This is a genomic window from Roseivirga spongicola (genome assembly GCF_001592965.1).
In the GTDB taxonomy this organism is placed as follows: Bacteria; Bacteroidota; Bacteroidia; order Cytophagales; family Cyclobacteriaceae; genus Roseivirga; species Roseivirga spongicola.
This window is the reverse complement of the sequence record NZ_LRPC01000001.1, coordinates 600,560-617,526: the sequence shown is the minus strand read 5'-3', so window position 1 is coordinate 617,526 and position 16,967 is coordinate 600,560. Positions and strand designations below refer to the sequence as shown.

At 40.2% G+C, this 16,967-nt stretch carries 17 protein-coding genes; 11 read left to right on the top strand and 6 right to left on the bottom strand.

The window, feature by feature from the left end; genetic code table 11:
* The first annotated feature begins 39 nt into the window (after positions 1–39).
* From AWW68_RS02815 to AWW68_RS02795, 5 genes are all read left to right on the top strand, one after another.
* Positions 40–657 (top strand): porin family protein, encoded by a 618-nt coding sequence (locus AWW68_RS02815; RefSeq protein WP_068216359.1) that lies wholly within the window; start codon positions 40–42, stop codon positions 655–657.
* A gap of 190 nt (positions 658–847) precedes the next feature.
* Positions 848–1,759, top strand: coding sequence for a Cbp1 family collagen-binding glycoprotein adhesin (locus tag AWW68_RS02810; RefSeq protein ID WP_157717501.1), 912 nt, complete (start codon positions 848–850; stop codon positions 1,757–1,759).
* A gap of 134 nt (positions 1,760–1,893) precedes the next feature.
* Positions 1,894–3,057 (top strand): ATP-binding protein, encoded by a 1,164-nt coding sequence (locus AWW68_RS02805; RefSeq protein ID WP_068216356.1) that lies wholly within the window; start codon positions 1,894–1,896, stop codon positions 3,055–3,057.
* A gap of 1 nt (position 3,058) precedes the next feature.
* Entirely contained in the window at positions 3,059–3,601 is a 543-nt protein-coding gene (locus AWW68_RS02800; RefSeq protein WP_068216354.1) for an RNA methyltransferase, read from the top strand.
* An 82-nt stretch (positions 3,602–3,683) separates the two neighbouring features.
* Positions 3,684–4,133 (top strand): hypothetical protein, encoded by a 450-nt coding sequence (locus AWW68_RS02795; protein ID WP_068216352.1) that lies wholly within the window; start codon positions 3,684–3,686, stop codon positions 4,131–4,133.
* Between the two features lie 188 nt (positions 4,134–4,321).
* Here AWW68_RS02795 and AWW68_RS02790 read toward each other — a convergent pair whose 3' ends face one another.
* Positions 4,322–5,218, bottom strand: a complete 897-nt coding sequence (locus AWW68_RS02790; RefSeq protein WP_068216350.1) for an MBL fold metallo-hydrolase — start codon at positions 5,216–5,218, stop codon at positions 4,322–4,324.
* Between the two features lie 123 nt (positions 5,219–5,341).
* On the opposite strand from AWW68_RS02790, the gene AWW68_RS02785 reads away from it, so the two are divergent.
* Complete coding sequence (locus tag AWW68_RS02785) at positions 5,342–6,970, top strand: M14 family metallopeptidase (protein WP_068216348.1); 1,629 nt, start codon at positions 5,342–5,344, stop codon at positions 6,968–6,970.
* 2 nt (positions 6,971–6,972) lie between these two features.
* Complete coding sequence (locus AWW68_RS02780) at positions 6,973–8,469, top strand: M28 family peptidase (RefSeq protein ID WP_068216346.1); 1,497 nt, start codon at positions 6,973–6,975, stop codon at positions 8,467–8,469.
* A gap of 254 nt (positions 8,470–8,723) precedes the next feature.
* Here the strand turns inward: AWW68_RS02780 and AWW68_RS02775 are convergent, their stop codons facing one another.
* The 4 genes from AWW68_RS02775 to AWW68_RS02760 all read right to left on the bottom strand — a co-directional run bounded on the left by AWW68_RS02775 (position 8,724) and on the right by AWW68_RS02760 (position 12,049).
* Positions 8,724–9,272, bottom strand: a complete 549-nt coding sequence (locus AWW68_RS02775; protein WP_068216344.1) for a hypothetical protein — start codon at positions 9,270–9,272, stop codon at positions 8,724–8,726.
* A 28-nt stretch (positions 9,273–9,300) separates the two neighbouring features.
* Positions 9,301–9,516, bottom strand: coding sequence for a hypothetical protein (locus AWW68_RS02770; protein WP_068216342.1), 216 nt, complete (start codon positions 9,514–9,516; stop codon positions 9,301–9,303).
* A complete protein-coding gene (locus AWW68_RS02765; protein WP_068216340.1) occupies positions 9,509–10,279 on the bottom strand; it encodes a type III pantothenate kinase in 771 nt (256 codons plus the stop codon). The genes AWW68_RS02770 and AWW68_RS02765 overlap by 8 nt, the downstream gene beginning before the upstream one ends.
* Positions 10,280–10,357: 78 nt before the next feature.
* A complete protein-coding gene (locus tag AWW68_RS02760; protein WP_068216338.1) occupies positions 10,358–12,049 on the bottom strand; it encodes an amidase in 1,692 nt (563 codons plus the stop codon).
* A 76-nt stretch (positions 12,050–12,125) separates the two neighbouring features.
* Here AWW68_RS02760 and AWW68_RS02755 point away from each other — a divergent pair, with 76 nt between their 5' ends.
* The 3 genes from AWW68_RS02755 to AWW68_RS02745 are packed head-to-tail and all read left to right on the top strand — an operon-like array spanning position 12,126 to position 13,347.
* The gene (locus AWW68_RS02755) at positions 12,126–12,539 is read left to right on the top strand and encodes a hypothetical protein (RefSeq protein ID WP_068216336.1); all 414 of its coding nucleotides are present in this window, start codon (positions 12,126–12,128) and stop codon (positions 12,537–12,539) included.
* Positions 12,536–12,976, top strand: coding sequence for a DinB family protein (locus tag AWW68_RS02750; RefSeq protein WP_068216334.1), 441 nt, complete (start codon positions 12,536–12,538; stop codon positions 12,974–12,976). Before AWW68_RS02755 ends, AWW68_RS02750 begins: the two co-directional genes overlap by 4 nt.
* On the top strand, positions 12,973–13,347 hold the full coding sequence (locus AWW68_RS02745; RefSeq protein ID WP_068216332.1) for a hypothetical protein: 375 nt from the start codon (positions 12,973–12,975) through the stop codon (positions 13,345–13,347). The genes AWW68_RS02750 and AWW68_RS02745 overlap by 4 nt, the downstream gene beginning before the upstream one ends.
* Positions 13,348–13,349: 2 nt before the next feature.
* Here the strand turns inward: AWW68_RS02745 and AWW68_RS02740 are convergent, their stop codons facing one another.
* Positions 13,350–14,846 (bottom strand): DUF5723 family protein, encoded by a 1,497-nt coding sequence (locus tag AWW68_RS02740; RefSeq protein ID WP_068216330.1) that lies wholly within the window; start codon positions 14,844–14,846, stop codon positions 13,350–13,352.
* A 497-nt stretch (positions 14,847–15,343) separates the two neighbouring features.
* On the opposite strand from AWW68_RS02740, the gene AWW68_RS02735 reads away from it, so the two are divergent.
* Positions 15,344–16,918, top strand: a complete 1,575-nt coding sequence (locus AWW68_RS02735; protein ID WP_068216328.1) for a S41 family peptidase — start codon at positions 15,344–15,346, stop codon at positions 16,916–16,918.
* Positions 16,919–16,967: the final 49 nt, after the last annotated feature.

Sequence of the window (16,967 nt, the reverse complement as noted above, 5' to 3'; positions counted from 1 at the left end):
GCGAGCCATACCACCAATCAATAACTAAACCTTATAATCATGAAGAAGAGAATAATTCTATTAGTGTTGCCAATGCTTATGCTAGCCGTTGGTACAGCTCAAGCACAAGGAGGACTCATCATTGGTGCTAACATGTCTAACCTCTACATTGATAATGTAGACGATGAAAATTCGAAAATTGGAATTAACGTAGGGCTCTATAACCGATGGGGTGCCGAAGAAGGAATTGGCTTAAGAACTGAGCTTCTTTACAGCCAAAAAGGTGCTGCAGCTCAATACAATAACTTTTTACAAGGCAGCGGTAAATACAGATTCAACCTTAATTACTTGAAAGTACCTGCCATGCTTTCTTTAAAAGCAGGTCCGTTAGATATTCACGCTGGTCCATACATTGGCATCTTGTTAGGCGCTAACGTTAAAGATGTAGACAGCGATGGTAACATCAACCAGATTTCAGAACTAGATAGAGACGACTTCAATACAATAGATTATGGTGCTGCAGTAGGCCTAGGGTTAGGCTTTTCAGGAGGGCACATTTCACTAAGATATAACTATGGTATGCGAGAGATTGGTAAAGACGGATCCTTTGCCGGTCAGGCTACCGAAGACGCCAAAAACTCAGCGCTAACCTTGAGTTTAGGTTTAGGTTTGAACTAGACGAAAAGTGGCCTCAACGCCACTTTTTTTATGCTTTTTCTTCAAAATCGGACAATAATAACTAAGTATTTCGTTATAAAGGTGTCGAAGGTCGAACCACAATCACCAACCAACCAATAACCAGAGTTTCATCACTTTTTCCGCAAGGGAATAGAGTCGAATTTTTTAACAACCCATAAACGTAAGTAAGATGAAACAATCAATGAAAGTAGGCATGGTATTGCTAGTTGCATTAACCGTTGCCATGTGGTTCGGAATATCTTCCGTATCCAAGAAGAAAGAAGTGCTCACAAGCCAGTACAATGAACTGGAAACGCAAATGTTTGAGAAAGAATCGGCATTTGAAGACATGCTGACACTCTACGATAAAGTAGAAGGCCAGATAAGCGATATCCTTGAAAAAGAAAACCTCATTCAACACCAAGGCAACGACCGAATTGACCGAAGAAACAATGAGAAAATTTTTAAGGAGATCAGTATGATAGATGATTTAATTTTTCGCAGTAAGCAAGATTTGAGGCAGTTGGAAGATGAAGCGAAAAGTGCCAATCTGAAGCTTGGCGTATTCGAAAAGAGAATCAATGGCCTACAGGCCGAATTGAATGAGAGAGCAACAGTTATCACTACGCTGAAAGCAGAGTTAAGTAAGAAAGACGAAACGCTAGCCTTGATGATTAGCCAGCAAGACTCGTTAAATCAGACCATTAATGCACAACTGACAGATTTGGAAGAAAAGGCCTTAAAGGTTCAGCAGCTTACCGCTCAAAACAGCGAGTTGAACAAGAGCTTTCTGGCAATCGGAACTTTTGAAGACTTGCAGTCTAAAGGAGTAGTAGCTAAAGAAGGTGGCTTTCTCGGAATCTTCGGCAAAAGGGTGGCTTTACAAGAAGAAGCAGATGAGAAATCATTTATGACGGTAGATCGCAGAAATGTTCAGAAGCTAAGAATTGAAGCCGCTTCATTAAGCTTAGTGAGCAGCCATCCACTGGGATCTTATCAGATTTTACCTGGTGATAGTGAAGCAGAACAAGTACTAGAGATTACAGATCCAGAATCTTTCTGGAAGGTATCTAAATACTTAGTAATCTCTAAAAAGATATGAGTTGTTGATTGGTGTTGAGGAGTCCCGAAGCCTTTTCGGGACGGAAGCCCGGCTGGAGAGTCGGGCTTCTTTTTTTACCTATTTCTAAGCCTAGTAACCTTGCAAATTTGGAATTGTATTCCGAATTTGCAAGGATGGTTTTGAGATCTGAACTTCAGAATGTAAAGGAACTGCTCTCCATTTTCCCCGCAGTAGCCATTCTTGGTCCTCGGCAAGTAGGGAAGACTACTTTGGCTTTTGAAATAACAAAGGAATATGATTCCATCTATTTGGATCTAGAATCACCCAGAGACATCGCCAAGCTTTCGGAACCAGAAGACTACCTTTCCAGACATTCCGATAAACTGGTTATACTAGATGAAATTCATCGAATTCCTGGCTTATTCAGTATTCTGAGAGGTCTAATCGATGAGAATCGTAGGAAAGGGAATAAATCTGGATCTTATCTTTTACTTGGGTCTGCTTCATTAGATCTCTTGAAACAAAGCGGAGAGAGCTTAGCTGGAAGAATTGGATATACCAATTTAAATCCTCTAAGTTTTACTGAGATAAAAGCTACTGACTTGGAAAAACTCTGGTTGAGAGGAGGATTCCCTGATAGCTTTTTAGCCAGTAGCGATAGCGTTAGTTTCAAATGGAGAGAAAACTTTATCAGAACTTACATTGAAAGGGATATTCCCCTTCTTGGAGCAAGAATTTCTTCTGAAACGCTTAGGCGATTTTGGACAATGCTGGCTCACGAGCAAAGCGGAATTGTGAATGCATCGAAACTTGCTCGGTCCTTAGGAGTTGACTCAAAAACGATAGCCAATTATATAGACCTGCTTGTAGAGCTATTACTTGTTCGAAGGTTGCCTCCTTGGCATAAAAATGAAGGTAAAAGGCTCGTTAAAAGCGCTAAAGTGTACATCAGGGACTCGGGGCTTATGCATACATTATTGCAAATCAAAAACATGGAGATGCTTCTCAGTAATCCCATTCTTGGCGCAAGTTGGGAAGGATTTGTGATTGAGAATTTAATCGAATCATTACCCGATAATGCCAGGTATTATTTCTATAGAGCTGCAGGCGGTGCGGAAATAGATTTTGTAATTGAATTCAATCCAAGCAAAGTCTGGGCAATAGAAGTAAAAAGGAGTTTGACTCCTAAAGTTGAAAAGGGCTTTTACTCTGGTGCCGAAGATGTAAAAGCAGAGCGGAAACTCATTATATACCCTGGAAACGACAATTATAAAATTACTAACGATATAGAAGTAGTGTCTTTAGGACATGCTTGTAATATTCTTAAGACCAACTAAAATGCGAAAAATTAGTAACGAAGAGCTTAACCGTCCAGACCTTGAAACCTTCAAGGAGCAAGAGAAAAACCCAATCATTCTGGTACTAGATAATTTAAGAAGCATGCACAATGTGGGCTCAGCCTTTCGCACAGCAGATGCGTTTGCAGTAGAAGCAGTTTACCTCTGCGGAATTACTGCCCAGCCTCCGCATCGCGAAATTCATAAAACAGCCCTAGGTGCCACAGATTCAGTTGAATGGAAATACTTTGAGAGCACTGCTAAGGCCTGTTCAGCATTGAAGGAAGCAGGCTATAAAATTGCGGCAGTAGAACAAGCAGATAAAAGCACCTCCTTAGAGACTTTTCAACCTAAAGCCGATGAAAAACTAGCTCTAGTATTCGGTAATGAAGTTTTTGGGGTTGAAGAAAATGTAGTGCAATCAGCCGATTTGTGCCTGGAAATCCCACAATTTGGCACCAAACATTCCATCAACGTAAGCGTTAGTATGGGTGTAGTTTTATGGGATATTTTAAGCAAGTTGAAATTTGATTCAAAAGCTTAGATTGATCGTCACTCCAGAATTTTATTCCCATTTTTAAGAAGGAATAATAAGGTCAGAAAACTCTCTAACAATAATTTAGAAAATGAAAGACATCAACAATAAAGGCAGGGTTAACAGGTTTAAGTATTTGCTCTATTTCTATGGAGTATTTGTAGTGTTTATGTTCGTCTACAAATTCATTATTGCTCCTGATTTACCTAACCTGATTCTGCTTGCTGCATTTGCTCCGCTTTTTGGGTTTATGTCTTCTTTTGTGAATTGGCCTTTATATGTTCATGCTGCCGAAGCCGATGGCGGTATGGTGATTAATACCCAAAAGCTTTTCTCTAAGAAGCAGAAATCACTGCTTATTACTAAATACAACTTCGACAGCTACTTCGAAACAGACCATCTGCATATTGGTCTCAACGTACTCGATGAAAACGATAAGCTGAAAAAGCACAAAATCAAAGTTAGCTGGATGCGCTTAAAAGACCTTCGCGCTTTAGAAGACAAGCTGAAGGAGATTAATCCGTATGCCCCGATGAAGTAGTAGGCTTATTTGGTAGTGGGTATTGCGAAGTAACACCGAGCTTCATTGATAAGTCATTTCGAAGGAGGTAAGACTGAGAAATCTTCTACATAGATAAGATTTCTCCCTATAGTCGAAATGACTTACTAAAGCCTCTTCTCCCCACAAGCATTGTCTCAATACTCAATACCTAGATCACAATTCTATTATTACTCTCCAAAAAGCTCCATCCATGCAGCATTAACTGCTCTGGTTTGCCCACCTTTCCACTGTGGTGCACCAGGGATTTCTGTAGCCTCTGCCAACTGTTCTTTAGTTTTACCAGCTGCCTGACCTTTCTTCACAAACTCCATCACCTTACCTAAGTAATTTTGGAAAGCTAGAAGGTCTTCTCTGTTGCCTTTTACTTCATATCCGTCTCCCGCATGGCCAAAGACAAAGAGCGTATTTGTATCGAAAGTATTGTAAGCTTTTTCTAGCACCACTTGCCAGTTGGTAATATTCGCTCCAGCAGATTTATCTATATAAGGTACTCTTCTGTTGAAGAGCAGATCGCCAGTATGCACAATGTTAGCATTCTCAAAATGCACGAAAGAATCACCATCTGTATGCCCAGGTCCAAAGTAATGAAGCGCTACTCGTTCACCACCAACCTTTTCCTTGATCATTCCATTGCTATAGGTGGTATCTGGTAAAAGCTGATTATCCAAAGAACCTTGCCCTTCAGCAGAACGCTTCTGATTTTTCAGCGAATTTTCATGAGCCATCACCTTATTCACCAAGCCTTTAAAAGCGATATTTCCAGCAGTATGGTCTCCATGGTGATGTGTATTAACCAGTAGGTCAATTTTTCTGTCCGACTTTTTCTGAATTTCTTCAATGAGATGATTGGCCTGAGCAGGAAACTGCGAGTCTACCACCACAATACCCTCTTTGGTAATCATGTAGGCTATGGTTCCACCGCGTTCAGTGAATATGCCCACATTGTTGCGAAGCATCTCCATTTGGTAGTCATTCTGAAAAAGTAGCTTTAAAAGAGGGTTCGAAATACTCAATCCGGCAGAGACTACCATTGAGTTCTGAATAAATTGACGTCTGTTTAGCATAAGGCTGGGCTTTCTTGAATTTAATTCTATATAAACATAGAACTAAACCACTTATGTAATTGAAAGTTTAGATTTCTCGCATTAAGGCGGTTTTTGGTATTTTCAACGCCTAAATCTCAATCAATGAAGAAAGTAATAGTACTATTTCTACTGACATTTTCACTTTATGTGCAAGGTCAGCAATGGCCGACCGAATTGCTGACACATCCGGAAAAAACAGGATTCCGAGAAACTTCCACTTATAAACAAGTAATGGGGGTGGTAAATGCAGCAATTAAAGATAGTCCATACGCACATTTAACCTCAATGGGGCAGTCAAAAGAGGGTAAAGAAATTCCAGTGGTGGTAATGGCGAATCCTAAGGTTACGAGCCCAGAGGAAGCTAAGGCTTCTGGGAAGCCAGTTATTTATGTGCAAGGCAATATTCACTCAGGAGAAGTAGAAGGCAAAGAGTCTTTACAGATACTTTTGAGAGAGATTTTGAAAGGGGATAAGACAAACCTATTAGATAATCAGATTCTATTGTTTGTACCAATTTACAACACTGATAGTAATGATAGACTGGAGCAAGGTAGAAGACCTTCTCAGGAAGATAGCCCAATAAAAGTTGGAATGAGACCCAATAGCCAAGGTTGGGATTTGAACAGAGATGGTATTAAGGCTGAAGCCCTAGAAACTAAAGCTCTTTTTCAAAACGTAATTGTGCCTTGGGACCCAACTCTTTTCGTAGACCTTCACACAACAAACGGTGTATGGCATGGCTATTCACTAACTTGGGCTCCTAGCTACCACACTGCAGGAGAGAAAGCACCATTCGATTATACTTGGGATAAGATTTTACCTACAGTTACTGACAATGTACTAGAAGAAGATGGCATTCACCTAGGGCCTTATGGCTACTTCTATGAAAGAAGAGAAGGTTGGCCAATTAAGTCTATTTATACTTACAATCACCACCCGAGGTACTTAGTAAACCAATTCGGTTTAAGAAACAGAATGGCGATTTTAAGTGAGGCTTTCGCCCATGAGAGATTGTATCAACGCATGGCAAGTACTTATGCCTTCGTTCGCGAAATCTTAGAATACACCAATGAAAATGGTCAAGAAATGATGGCTGTAAACCAAAAAGCCGAAGCAGACGCTATTAATTTGGTAAAAGAGCAAGCCGGAAAAATTCAGAAAGGAGTAAGGTTTGAAATGGTGCCAATGCCAGACCCTATTGAAAAGTATAGAGCCTATAACTATCTAAAAACAGTAAATGAGAACGGACAAGAAAGATATTTAAGGTCGAGAGAAATAGTGGAGTTAGAAAATGTGACTAACTACAGTGCTTTTAACCCTACTGTTAAGGCCACTTTGCCTAGAGGCTATGTTATTCCTCAAGAAATGGCTCATATTGCTGAACACCTTCAACTGCTAGGTGCAAAAGTGGACACTCTATCTAAAAACGCTAGAGCTAATGGAGAAGTTTTTACCGCAACCAAGTTAGAAAAGGGGCAGCGACCGTTTGAAGGGCATAATATGGCCACTATAGATGGAGAATTCTCTTCAGCATCTAACAAAAGATTTAAAAAGGGCGACTTCTATATAGATTTAGCTCAACCTTTAGCCAACCTGATTTTCTACATGTTAGAGCCACAGTCAGATGATGGTTTAGTTACCTGGAATTTCTTCGATACTTATTTTGAGGAGAATAAGATTGATGAAAAGCCAGTTGAATACCCAATTTTCAAATATTTTGAACTCAACTAACAATGAAGAACTCTAAATGGAAAATTTGGCTTGGCCTGGTTCTAATAACCGCCAATGCCTGCGCACAGAAAACTGATCTAGAAAAAACCGAAGCTACGGTAGACCAGCAGACAATTAAAGATCACATTTATTACTTGGCTTCAGACGACTTAAAAGGTAGAAATACTGGCTCTGAAGAAATACAGGTTGCAGCTAATTACTTAGCTAATCAATTAGAGTCTTATGGTGCTCAGAAAGTACCGGGCTTAGAGGGTTACTTTCAGCCGGTACCACTGAGAATAAAGACACCAGCTTCGGCTGGGAGCTTAGAATACAGCGGAAAATCATTCGATCTAAATGAAGACTTTATTGTATTGGATGGTAGCTCTGGAGACTTTGAGGGCGAAATAGTTTACCTCAACTACGCTTCAGAGGCAGACTTTGAAAATGCCGAAGTACAGGGTAAAATCATTTTTGCCAAAGCAGGCGATGGAGAAACCACCGACAGAAGATCCATCTTAGATCTAAGCCGTGAGAAAAATGAGCGAGCAAGAGCAAAAGGGGCTGCTGGATTAGTAGAGTTTTACAGCTCTCCTAGCATTCCATGGGGGCAGTTGGCTAGAAGCTTTAACAGAGCAAATATTAGCATAGACTCTTTTGAAGATAAAGGAGAGTTGATTCCACACCTTTGGTTGAAAGATATGGATAATGCCAATCAGCGTTTTATGATGACACGAAGTATCAAAAGGGCTAGTATCAACATTGAAGGCATGGTAAATGAAATCTCTAAAGACAAGAACGTGGTGGCTATGGTAGAGGGCACCGACCCTGAGTTGAAAGACGAGTTCATTATGTTCTCTGCCCACTACGACCATATTGGAGTTGGAGCACCAAATGCTGAAGGAGACTCTATCTATAACGGAACTAGAGACAATGCCATTGGAACAGTTACTGTACTTTCTGCCGCTGAAAATATTGCAAAATACCCAATGAGAAGGAGTGCTTTGTTTGTAATGTTTACCGCTGAGGAAAAAGGACTATTAGGCAGTAGATATTTGGCTGAAAACCCAGTGATTCCGAATAACGAAATTGTTTTCTGCTGGAACAGTGACAATGGTGGTTACAACGACACTACTATTTCTACCATTATAGGTTTAGAAAGAACTACCGCTTCTCAATACATTAAAGATGCTAATGTGGCTTTCGGGCTTACGGCTATTGATGATCCGGCCGGAGAGCAAGGTCTTTTTGATAGATCGGACAATGTGAGTTTTGCCAGAAAAGGTATTCCTGCGCCAACTTATAGTCTGGGTTTCCGTGCGTTCGATGCCGAAATTATGAAGTACTACCACCAGCAATCGGACAACCCAAACACAGTTGACTATGAGTATCTGGAAAAATTCTTCAAGAGTTATGTCTATGCTTCTCGAATGATTGGTAATGCCGATGAAACTCCTTTCTGGGTAGAAGGCGATAAGTACTATGAAACAGGAGTTGAGCTCTACAGAAAAGACAACTAATGTTGAATCGTGAATTTTAAATGGAGGCTGTCTAAAAAGCTTACTGTCATTCCCGACTCCGTCCCGATATATCGGGAGGGAATCTCCCTAAACTGGCATCATAGGCCGGAAGAGATTCCCAGTCAAGCTGGGAATGACGAAAATAGGAGCTTTTTTGATGTGCAATATTTTTTGATTCGTCCGACCACTTGGAGTGGTCGGACGAATACACACTACTTTATGCCCTGAGAAATAATAGTGATCAACCAGAGCTTTTAGTAGAATGTGTTACTGAATTCCAAAGCTGTAATCAGACGTGTATTTCGGTTAAAGTAAATCTGAAACGTACTGCTTACTGGAGAGAAATGAAATAGCATTCGATGTTGGTTATCCATATCTCTCAACTCAGGAGCTTTTAAGAGGTCAGGTAGAGAATCAATTGATTGTCCTACCTTTATCTTCTGTTCTTTTAATTTAAGTGTGTAGACAGGAGAGTTGAATAATATTTTCGTGTATTCGTAATGTCCCTTTTCAAAATCTGTGCTATGTCGATATGTCAATTCAAGACCCTTGAAGTGAACTTCAAACCCATAGCCGTGATCAGCACTAAATGGCTCTCTTTTTAGAAAGGTAGGCTTACCCAGAAACTCAAGGTTGTTCATCAAGGAGTCAGTCTGATACAATGATTTGAAACTGTCTATTCCAACAATAGAAAAGTCTGTGATAGCCTTCCAACCTAAGTCCATACTCTCAGTTTTCTGAGCGAAAGATTTAGAAGAAATGAAGAAAGTCAGTATGATCAGAAGGTTGTTTAAGGTTTTCATTGTGTTTATTGTTCAATATGAATAACTCTTAATTCTCCTTCCTCTTTTCAAGCTTCTCCTTTAAGAATTTATATCTGTACCAACCGAAAGCTACTCCTGCAGGAATGGCGATGATTAAGTTGATGATGTTTTTCTCTGGTTCCATCGGTTTGGTATCATCAAATAATGGAATGCCAATGTAGATGATCAGCCAGATGACGATCATGAAAATGATTCCCTTAATTGCCCAGTTGTATTTAGCCATTATTTACTATTTCATGTATTAATCTCAGTCCGTCTAAAGTCAAGTGTCTTTTAACTTCATCGAATCTTTTGTGTAGCGGATGCAGCACAGAAGAAAGTCCTCCAGTGGCAACCACTTTGGTTTTCTTGCCTAGTTCAGCATGAATTTTATCCAACATACCTTCTACCATACTTACATAGCCCCAAAGCACACCTGATTGAATAGCGTGAATGGTGTCTGCACCCAGAACTGATTCTGGCAGTTCCAAAGGCACTTCTGGTAATTGTGCAGTATTTCCAACCAAAGCCTTAATAGCAGTGCGCAGACCTGGCGCAATATTCACACCTTGAATCAATCCATCTTCACCAACAATGGTAAAAGTTAGTGCGGTACCAAAGTCTACAATGATAATATCTTCCTTGTATAGAGAATATCCTGCCACTGCATTGGAAACTAAATCTGTTCCAATTTGATACGGCCTCTTGGTGCGAACTGGCAACTTATCATAGATTTTCGGCCCTATAAACAAGGGTTCCTTATTTATCAGTGGTCTGGAAAAGTCAGACAGAATATCGTTGAGTTGAGGAACCACAGAAGAAATCACTATGCCATCCACATCTTCGAGCTTCAAGTTGGCTTCTAAGAAGTTCAACCTTAGGAACATCTCATACTCAACCTTGTCTTTAACAGGCAAAGTATTGAACCTCCACTCATGAATCCATTCTCCATCTTTGTACACCCCAAAGACAATGTTAGTATTTCCGGCATCTATGGCTAAAAGCATATGGCGAGTTTAATGCATAAAGTTCAAAGTTTAATAGAGCACACCATAAACTTTGAACAATGAATCTGGAACATAAAACTAGTTTAAGAACTTAGGCGGATGCTGCTCATCGAAATCTGTGGCCTCCTGATAAGTTCTAGCTACGCTTAAAATGGTGGCTTCATCGAATAAGTTTCCGATAAATGAAATACTGGTTGGACTTCCCTGATTATTGTAGCCATTCTTTAACACCACACACGGATGGCCAGTCAGGTTAGTAGTGAGCAACTGCGAGCCACCAAAGCTCGGAGTAACAATCACATCATATTCTTTCATCAGAGCATTGACCTTCTCAACAAGTTCATAGCGTGCTCTATTGGCATTAATGTAGTCTACTGCAGAGGTAAATCTGGCCGCTCGGAACAGGTTAGGCCAAGCTCCTGCATTTTGTCTAACGAGCAAAGTATCTTGATCGGAGCGAGTAAGCGCATCAAAAGCCGCAGAAGCTTCTGCAGTTAAAATGGCCTGCATAGCTCCAAAAGGCATATCTGAAACCCACTCTACAGGCTCCAGTGTAGCACCTAGGCTTTTCAGTACTTCTAAAGAAATAGAGTCATTGATTTTTTGCGAACCTCTTCCGCCATCGAAATAGTCTTTCAAATAACCGATTTTCAACTTCGACAAATCGGCTTTTCCCGTATAGTTGAAAGGGTGGTTTTGAACCGTCAAGTCTTTGTTGTCTTCACCTCTAATGGCATCGAGCACCAAGGCACAGTCTAGCGCAGAGCGTGTCATTGGGCCAATTTTATCCATTGTCCAGCTTAAAGCCATTGCACCTGCTCGGCTTACTCTTCCGAAAGTAGGTCTAAGTCCTGTCACTCCATTTCTGGTGGAAGGAGAAACAATGGACCCTAACGTTTCAGTACCCAAAGCAAAAGGCACTAAACCTGCTGCGGTGGAAGACCCTGAACCAGCACTCGATCCGCTTGAACCCTGCTCCAAGTTCCAAGGGTTTTTGGTGGTTCCGCCATACCAAACATCACCCATAGCCAATGCTCCTAAAGTAAGTTTTGCAACCAAAACCGCTCCGGCCTCATCTAACTTCTTCACCACAGTAGCCAATTCATTACCCCTGTTTTGGTCTTTATAAGGACCAGCTCCCCAGGTGGTTTTGTAATCTGGCACGGAAAATAAATCTTTCGCTCCATAAGGAATGCCGTGTAATGGCCCTAAGTAGGTTCCATTCTTCAATAGGTCATCGGCCTTTCTAGCTTGAGCCATTGCTCGCTCTTCAGTAATAGTGATTACAGACTCAAGCTCACTACCATACTGCTTCAATCTTTCAATGAAAAACTGAGTCAATTCTACCGAAGTGATTTTCCTTTCCCTAATTAAAACGGATAGTTCAGCAACCGTATAGAAGGCCAAATCATTTCTGTTGGCTGGCATTTCTACTTTAGTTGGAAGCTCCCACTGCTGCGACTTCTGACTCTCAGCAATGGGCTTTCCAGTATGCTGAGGCCTGAAAGTAAATGCTGGAGGAATGCTATTATCGATTTCGTAATTATGAAGCTCTTTCATTCCCGAAAGGGTCTGATTAACATTTCGGAGAAGCATATCTACCTCATTCTGGTCGAAGTTTAGATCAAGTATTTTCTGAGCCGCTTGCACATCTTCAGCAACAACTTGACTGTCTTGTACTAGTTTCGCGCCAGCAAGAAAACCAACACCCATTACAACTAGGGTAAAAAAGGCCTTGGAGTTAGATAGAAAAGCCAGTCTATTCTTCATCTTGGTTAAGGTTATAGTTTATTTTGTAGTTGTTAAGTTCTTTCAACAATAAGAATTCACATAAGTTATATAATCGATGGAGACACCGCAAAGTTTATTTCCTCAATGGATGAGAGGATTCCTTCTGGCCGCAACAGCCTACAATATATTATGGGGCGTTTTCATTGGCTGGTTTCCAGAAACCTTTTTTCAATGGGTTGCCGAAACAGAAGCTCAAGCACCAAGCCTAATTATATGGCAGGGAAGAGGCGTGTTACTCATGGCTGCTATCTACTTAATGTGTGCTATTCACCCAGGTAAGCTTTGGTTTCTGATTCTCTTTGGTGCTTTTACTAAAGTGGCTGGCGCTGCTTGGTTTTACTTTTCTATTCTGGAGACAAACGTTGGTAAGCGTGGTATTTTCCATCTTTTAATGAACGACCTCATTTGGGTTCCCATGCTATTATGGATTGCCTACAGGGGGTACAAGTATAAAAAACTGAAAGGATGAAAGAACATTATACGAGACTGTTTGAATATAATTTATGGGCGAATAAGGAGTTTTCGGAAGCTGTACGTGTGAACCCATTCGAGAATCAGCAAATACTGAAACTCATTTCCCATATAGCTAATGCACAGGTTATTTGGCTCAGCAGATTAAAGAAGGAAGAACCTTCTGTAGGTGTTTGGGACGAACACGAAGTTCATGAAGCACTAGATATGCTAGAAAGCTCTAGCCAAGACTGGTTGGATTATATTTATTCTGAAGAATTGGAAGAAAACGTGAGCTATAAAAACTCTAAGGGAGAAGAGTTTGAAAACATGGTTTCTGACATTCTCACTCACGTAGTGAACCACGGAACGCATACTCGAGGCCAAATTGCTTACTTACTCAGGGAAGAGGATATTGACCCGCCAGCCTCAGATTTTATCTTTTTTGTTAGATGAAGTTCAAAAATATTGCTTCTGCTGGTCACAATTTTTGTCATAGCTTTTTAAGCCTGATGAACTATAATAGCGATCAGGACACACACATTATTGATACAGTTATGAAAGTCAGAGGCAAGGGATATGTTATTGAAATAGATTTCCTCAGCGGTGAAGTTCAACCAGACGTTCTTAACTCAATTGCATTCCAAAGAAATCTAGGCTTCTATCTAAAATCCTTACCTGAGAGCTTTGAAAGTCAACATATCAATCTTGAAATGCTTAGTGAGTTCAAGTTGATTTGGCCTTTGAATGAGAAGCTCCCATTATATCATATTCAAGATTCTAGGGGTAAAGAGTATTCTGGATCAGTAAAAACTCACGGTAATTAAATTTAAAAGAATATAAACTTCTTCCTCTTGTAGAGCGGGGTTCTTTTAGTTCTCACCAGTGCTGAACCTGTTTTAGAGCTGCCAAAGCAGTATGGCTTTCTGGCGTTAGCTTTAAGCTGGTTCAAGTTAATGCTAAAGAAGAACCCAAGAGATTCTTTCTCGGACGCGAACAGAGTGCCTAAAGTATGAGTGCCCAAGGTCAAAGGGCCGTATCTGGCAGCTAACCCTACCTCCGTGTCTCCTTCAAAATTATAGAAAAAAGGCAAGTAAAGTCCGTAAAGACCAGTTTCGTACCGTGGTGCAATGGTGACACTGTTGGCGTAGCTAACTCGGTAGTCTGCGGGTAAAGCCCAGCTTAAATCTGCAACTGTGGCAACATTTAGAAACAGGTTATTGCCAAAGTTGTAGTCGTAATTTAACCTTAGAGCTGTGGGTAAGCTTACACTATATTCGCCCTGCACATCAGTCAATTGCAGGAAAGTATTTAAGGAATCTCTAAACTCTCTGAAGCTATTAATGCTGTTTAGCATAGATTCAAAGTTTAATGAATTGGCACTCGGATCTAAGCCCGATGCCATAAAAGCTGCACTGCCATGTTCAAAGTTAAACTTACCAATATCTGTTATAGAGGCACTCACCCTAAACTCATAGGTAATGTCTTTGTTGAGACTTGTTTGCGCTGAAGTTTTTGGATCTGGTCGGTAAGCCACTCTTTCGTAGAGTACTCCAATGTCAGCTCCTCCAAAGATTAACCCCGTGCCTTTTGGAGGAACTCTCATCTGCTCATTTCCATCAAATTGCTCGTAATCATTGAGGTTAGATGAATATCCAGCCGAAAAATCAAACCTATCTAAATTCAAGAGGCCATTTCCATCAATGGAGTAATCAGCATCGGCCAAATCTAGCCACAGGTGTGCTGTTGGGTTAGCAGCCTTTATTGTGAGCCCCATTTTCCAACGGTTATAACCATCGTCTTTCAATATGCCGCCATAGGTGAATGCTACTTCTTGCCAAGCCATTGATGACAACTTCATAGACTCATTGAAGTAAGATTGGTTTAAAAACTGAGGTGCATTGAATCGGTTGAGTTGATAAATAAAGTTAGGGGTAATGTCAGTGCCATTCGCTAACGTTCTAAAGTTGTATTGAATGCCAATACCTCGGTTTCTAGAAAGTGAAAGCAGAGCAGAAAGCCCTCCTAAAGATGCATTTGCTATAGCAAACCTGTCTTGAAAACCCTCTTGACGAATAAAGCCGCTTCCGCCCTCGTCATTCTTGGCTATTACGGCTATGTCATTAGTCAAATAGAAATTTCCGTTTACTAAACTGAAGTCGAATTTATAGGGTGAATTAGCAACACTTGCAGGCTGACTTCTGACTCCAATTACACCCGAGAAATCGGAATTTATAAAGCCATTGAACCGCTGGGCCTCTACTTTAAAGATGCCAAAAACAAGTAGAAAAATGAGTGCTAAAAGTCTTAAGTTCCTGATTATCATCTGCTTTTAGTGCTTTTTACATAAGAATTTTTGACTTTTTTTTCACTCATCTAAGATTGGGCATTTTGAGTCAAGTTCATTCAAATTAAACTGAACTCAAACACGGAAACGAAATAATGTTCTGATAATTAGAAATTCTCGAAATAATAACATTTGTACCTACTTATATTAATTGCTTCGAAAAACGTTTTATTGTATGTGAAAAACGTCATTAATTGTTCGAAATGCAATTTTCTGTATATTTGTAACACTTTCACATACACCAATAACTTAACACACCTCATCTTAAAACTTAATTCCTAGGCCACTTTACCAAACAACCTGTATCGAACTAGCAGCTACGTTTATGCGTGCGCTACATAGTATTTTCCTACGCCCTGCCTTCAGGGTGACATAGGTATTTTACCGTTGTTTTAAGTAAAATACCCAATGTGCAGAATCCGTTTATCTCTCTAACGAACTAAAGGAGTTCAACGGAATTTGAGGCTGTGAAATTAATGTCAAAACAGCCACTTGAACATCGCCCTGATGAACAAAAAACAGGGTTAACGATGTACAAGAAATTGCTTAGTAGTGCCTTCCTAACATTCCTCTTCAGCTTTCTGCTGATAGTAACCAATATCCTTTTTGCTAACGATAATCTAGACAGGCTACTTACTAAAAATGATGCCGCTGAAGATATTGAGCTTTATTTCGAGATTATAGATCAGCAACATGGCAACCCTTACCAGTTTATCTCTAGGTCTGAGTTCAGAGAGCTAATCGATCAGACTATTACAGAACTTCCAAATGTTATTACTTTTAAAGACTTCGATATTCTTCTTTCTAAGCTCAATAACAAAATCAGATGTGGCCATACCGTAGTTTCTTTAGACACTGAAACACTAAAGGCTGCCAACGATCAAGCTCAATTCTTTCCCTATCCTATCAGAATTATAGACGACTCCTATTTCATCGATTTTGAGGACGGGAACCTTCCATTGGGTGCAGAATTAATCAGCATTAATGGAAACCCCGTTCAATCTATGACCGAAGAGTTGAGTGAGCTAACAGTTACAGACGGCTTTAGTGCTACTAAACCAATTAGAGATATAGAGAGCCGCTTCGGGTACTATTACTTCTTGAAATATGGTGCCTCAAGAGTATTTGAGGTAGCCTTTAAAACACCTTCTGGCGAGAATTTAACCCAAACAATTGAAGGCATTGAAGGCAATAAAATGTTAGCCAATAACTACTATCGACCTGTTTACAAGTTAAACGAAAGATATTATCACTTTACGCACTTAGACGCTATAGACTCGCTGCAGACTTTAGTTTTAACACTCAATACGTTTCAGGCCAATCCCGACTGGTTTTTTAAGCAGTTAGCTTCAAGATACAATGAGGAGTCTAACGAGTTTGACTTCGAGAACCTGATTATAGATTTAAGATTGAATGAGGGAGGAGATCGTAGAATCTTAAATTTCCTCTATGAATTTATGGGAGGCGGTCAGTTAATAGACCCTTCCAAAACCTTTGTAAGAACACAAGACATTGAATTAGCAGATTACCTAGTGGCTATAAACGGAGCAAACAGCTCTACTGATGTTGTTGAAAATGCGGGTAGCTATCTAAAGGAGCATTTTAATTTGGCCGAAGCAAATGGCTATGCTGGAACAACTCAAAACTGGCACGATCAATTCGATCTTGGTATTCATTGGGAGGGAAAAGCCTTTAATGGCAATATTTATGTTTTGACTTCAGGAAAGACCTTCTCGGCTGCTGCAGACTTAGCCAGAATATTGAGCAGCATGGACAATGTTACTTTGGTTGGTGAAGAGACAGGTGGTGGACACAATGGAAGAACAGCCAACATGCTTCTGAATTACAGCCTTCCGAATACACAAACAATGCTTCAGGTTCCTGTTATTTATGAAGAGTTTATTAATGTGTCTAATAACTCTGAAGGTCGCGGTACTTTTCCAGATCATTTGGTAACTCAGTCTTATTCAGACTTATTGAATAAGAAAGATTCAGCATTCGAATTCACACTTCAGCTTATTTCCCAAAGCCCTTCATTCGGTAGCCACTAATTAGCATAGAAACCTTTTTCTGACTTTCCATGAAAGATTTACCTTTATG

Coding starts and splice junctions, on each gene's coding strand:
- AWW68_RS02815 (WP_068216359.1), top strand. CDS start 40: ATGAAGAAGAGAATAATTCTATTAGTGTTGCCAATGCTTATGCTAGCC.
- AWW68_RS02810 (WP_157717501.1), top strand. CDS start 848: ATGAAACAATCAATGAAAGTAGGCATGGTATTGCTAGTTGCATTAACC.
- AWW68_RS02805 (WP_068216356.1), top strand. CDS start 1,894: ATGGTTTTGAGATCTGAACTTCAGAATGTAAAGGAACTGCTCTCCATT.
- AWW68_RS02800 (WP_068216354.1), top strand. CDS start 3,059: ATGCGAAAAATTAGTAACGAAGAGCTTAACCGTCCAGACCTTGAAACC.
- AWW68_RS02795 (WP_068216352.1), top strand. CDS start 3,684: ATGAAAGACATCAACAATAAAGGCAGGGTTAACAGGTTTAAGTATTTG.
- AWW68_RS02790 (WP_068216350.1), bottom strand. CDS start 5,218: ATGCTAAACAGACGTCAATTTATTCAGAACTCAATGGTAGTCTCTGCC.
- AWW68_RS02785 (WP_068216348.1), top strand. CDS start 5,342: ATGAAGAAAGTAATAGTACTATTTCTACTGACATTTTCACTTTATGTG.
- AWW68_RS02780 (WP_068216346.1), top strand. CDS start 6,973: ATGAAGAACTCTAAATGGAAAATTTGGCTTGGCCTGGTTCTAATAACC.
- AWW68_RS02775 (WP_068216344.1), bottom strand. CDS start 9,272: ATGAAAACCTTAAACAACCTTCTGATCATACTGACTTTCTTCATTTCT.
- AWW68_RS02770 (WP_068216342.1), bottom strand. CDS start 9,516: ATGGCTAAATACAACTGGGCAATTAAGGGAATCATTTTCATGATCGTC.
- AWW68_RS02765 (WP_068216340.1), bottom strand. CDS start 10,279: ATGCTTTTAGCCATAGATGCCGGAAATACTAACATTGTCTTTGGGGTG.
- AWW68_RS02760 (WP_068216338.1), bottom strand. CDS start 12,049: ATGAAGAATAGACTGGCTTTTCTATCTAACTCCAAGGCCTTTTTTACC.
- AWW68_RS02755 (WP_068216336.1), top strand. CDS start 12,126: ATGGAGACACCGCAAAGTTTATTTCCTCAATGGATGAGAGGATTCCTT.
- AWW68_RS02750 (WP_068216334.1), top strand. CDS start 12,536: ATGAAAGAACATTATACGAGACTGTTTGAATATAATTTATGGGCGAAT.
- AWW68_RS02745 (WP_068216332.1), top strand. CDS start 12,973: ATGAAGTTCAAAAATATTGCTTCTGCTGGTCACAATTTTTGTCATAGC.
- AWW68_RS02740 (WP_068216330.1), bottom strand. CDS start 14,846: ATGATAATCAGGAACTTAAGACTTTTAGCACTCATTTTTCTACTTGTT.
- AWW68_RS02735 (WP_068216328.1), top strand. CDS start 15,344: ATGTCAAAACAGCCACTTGAACATCGCCCTGATGAACAAAAAACAGGG.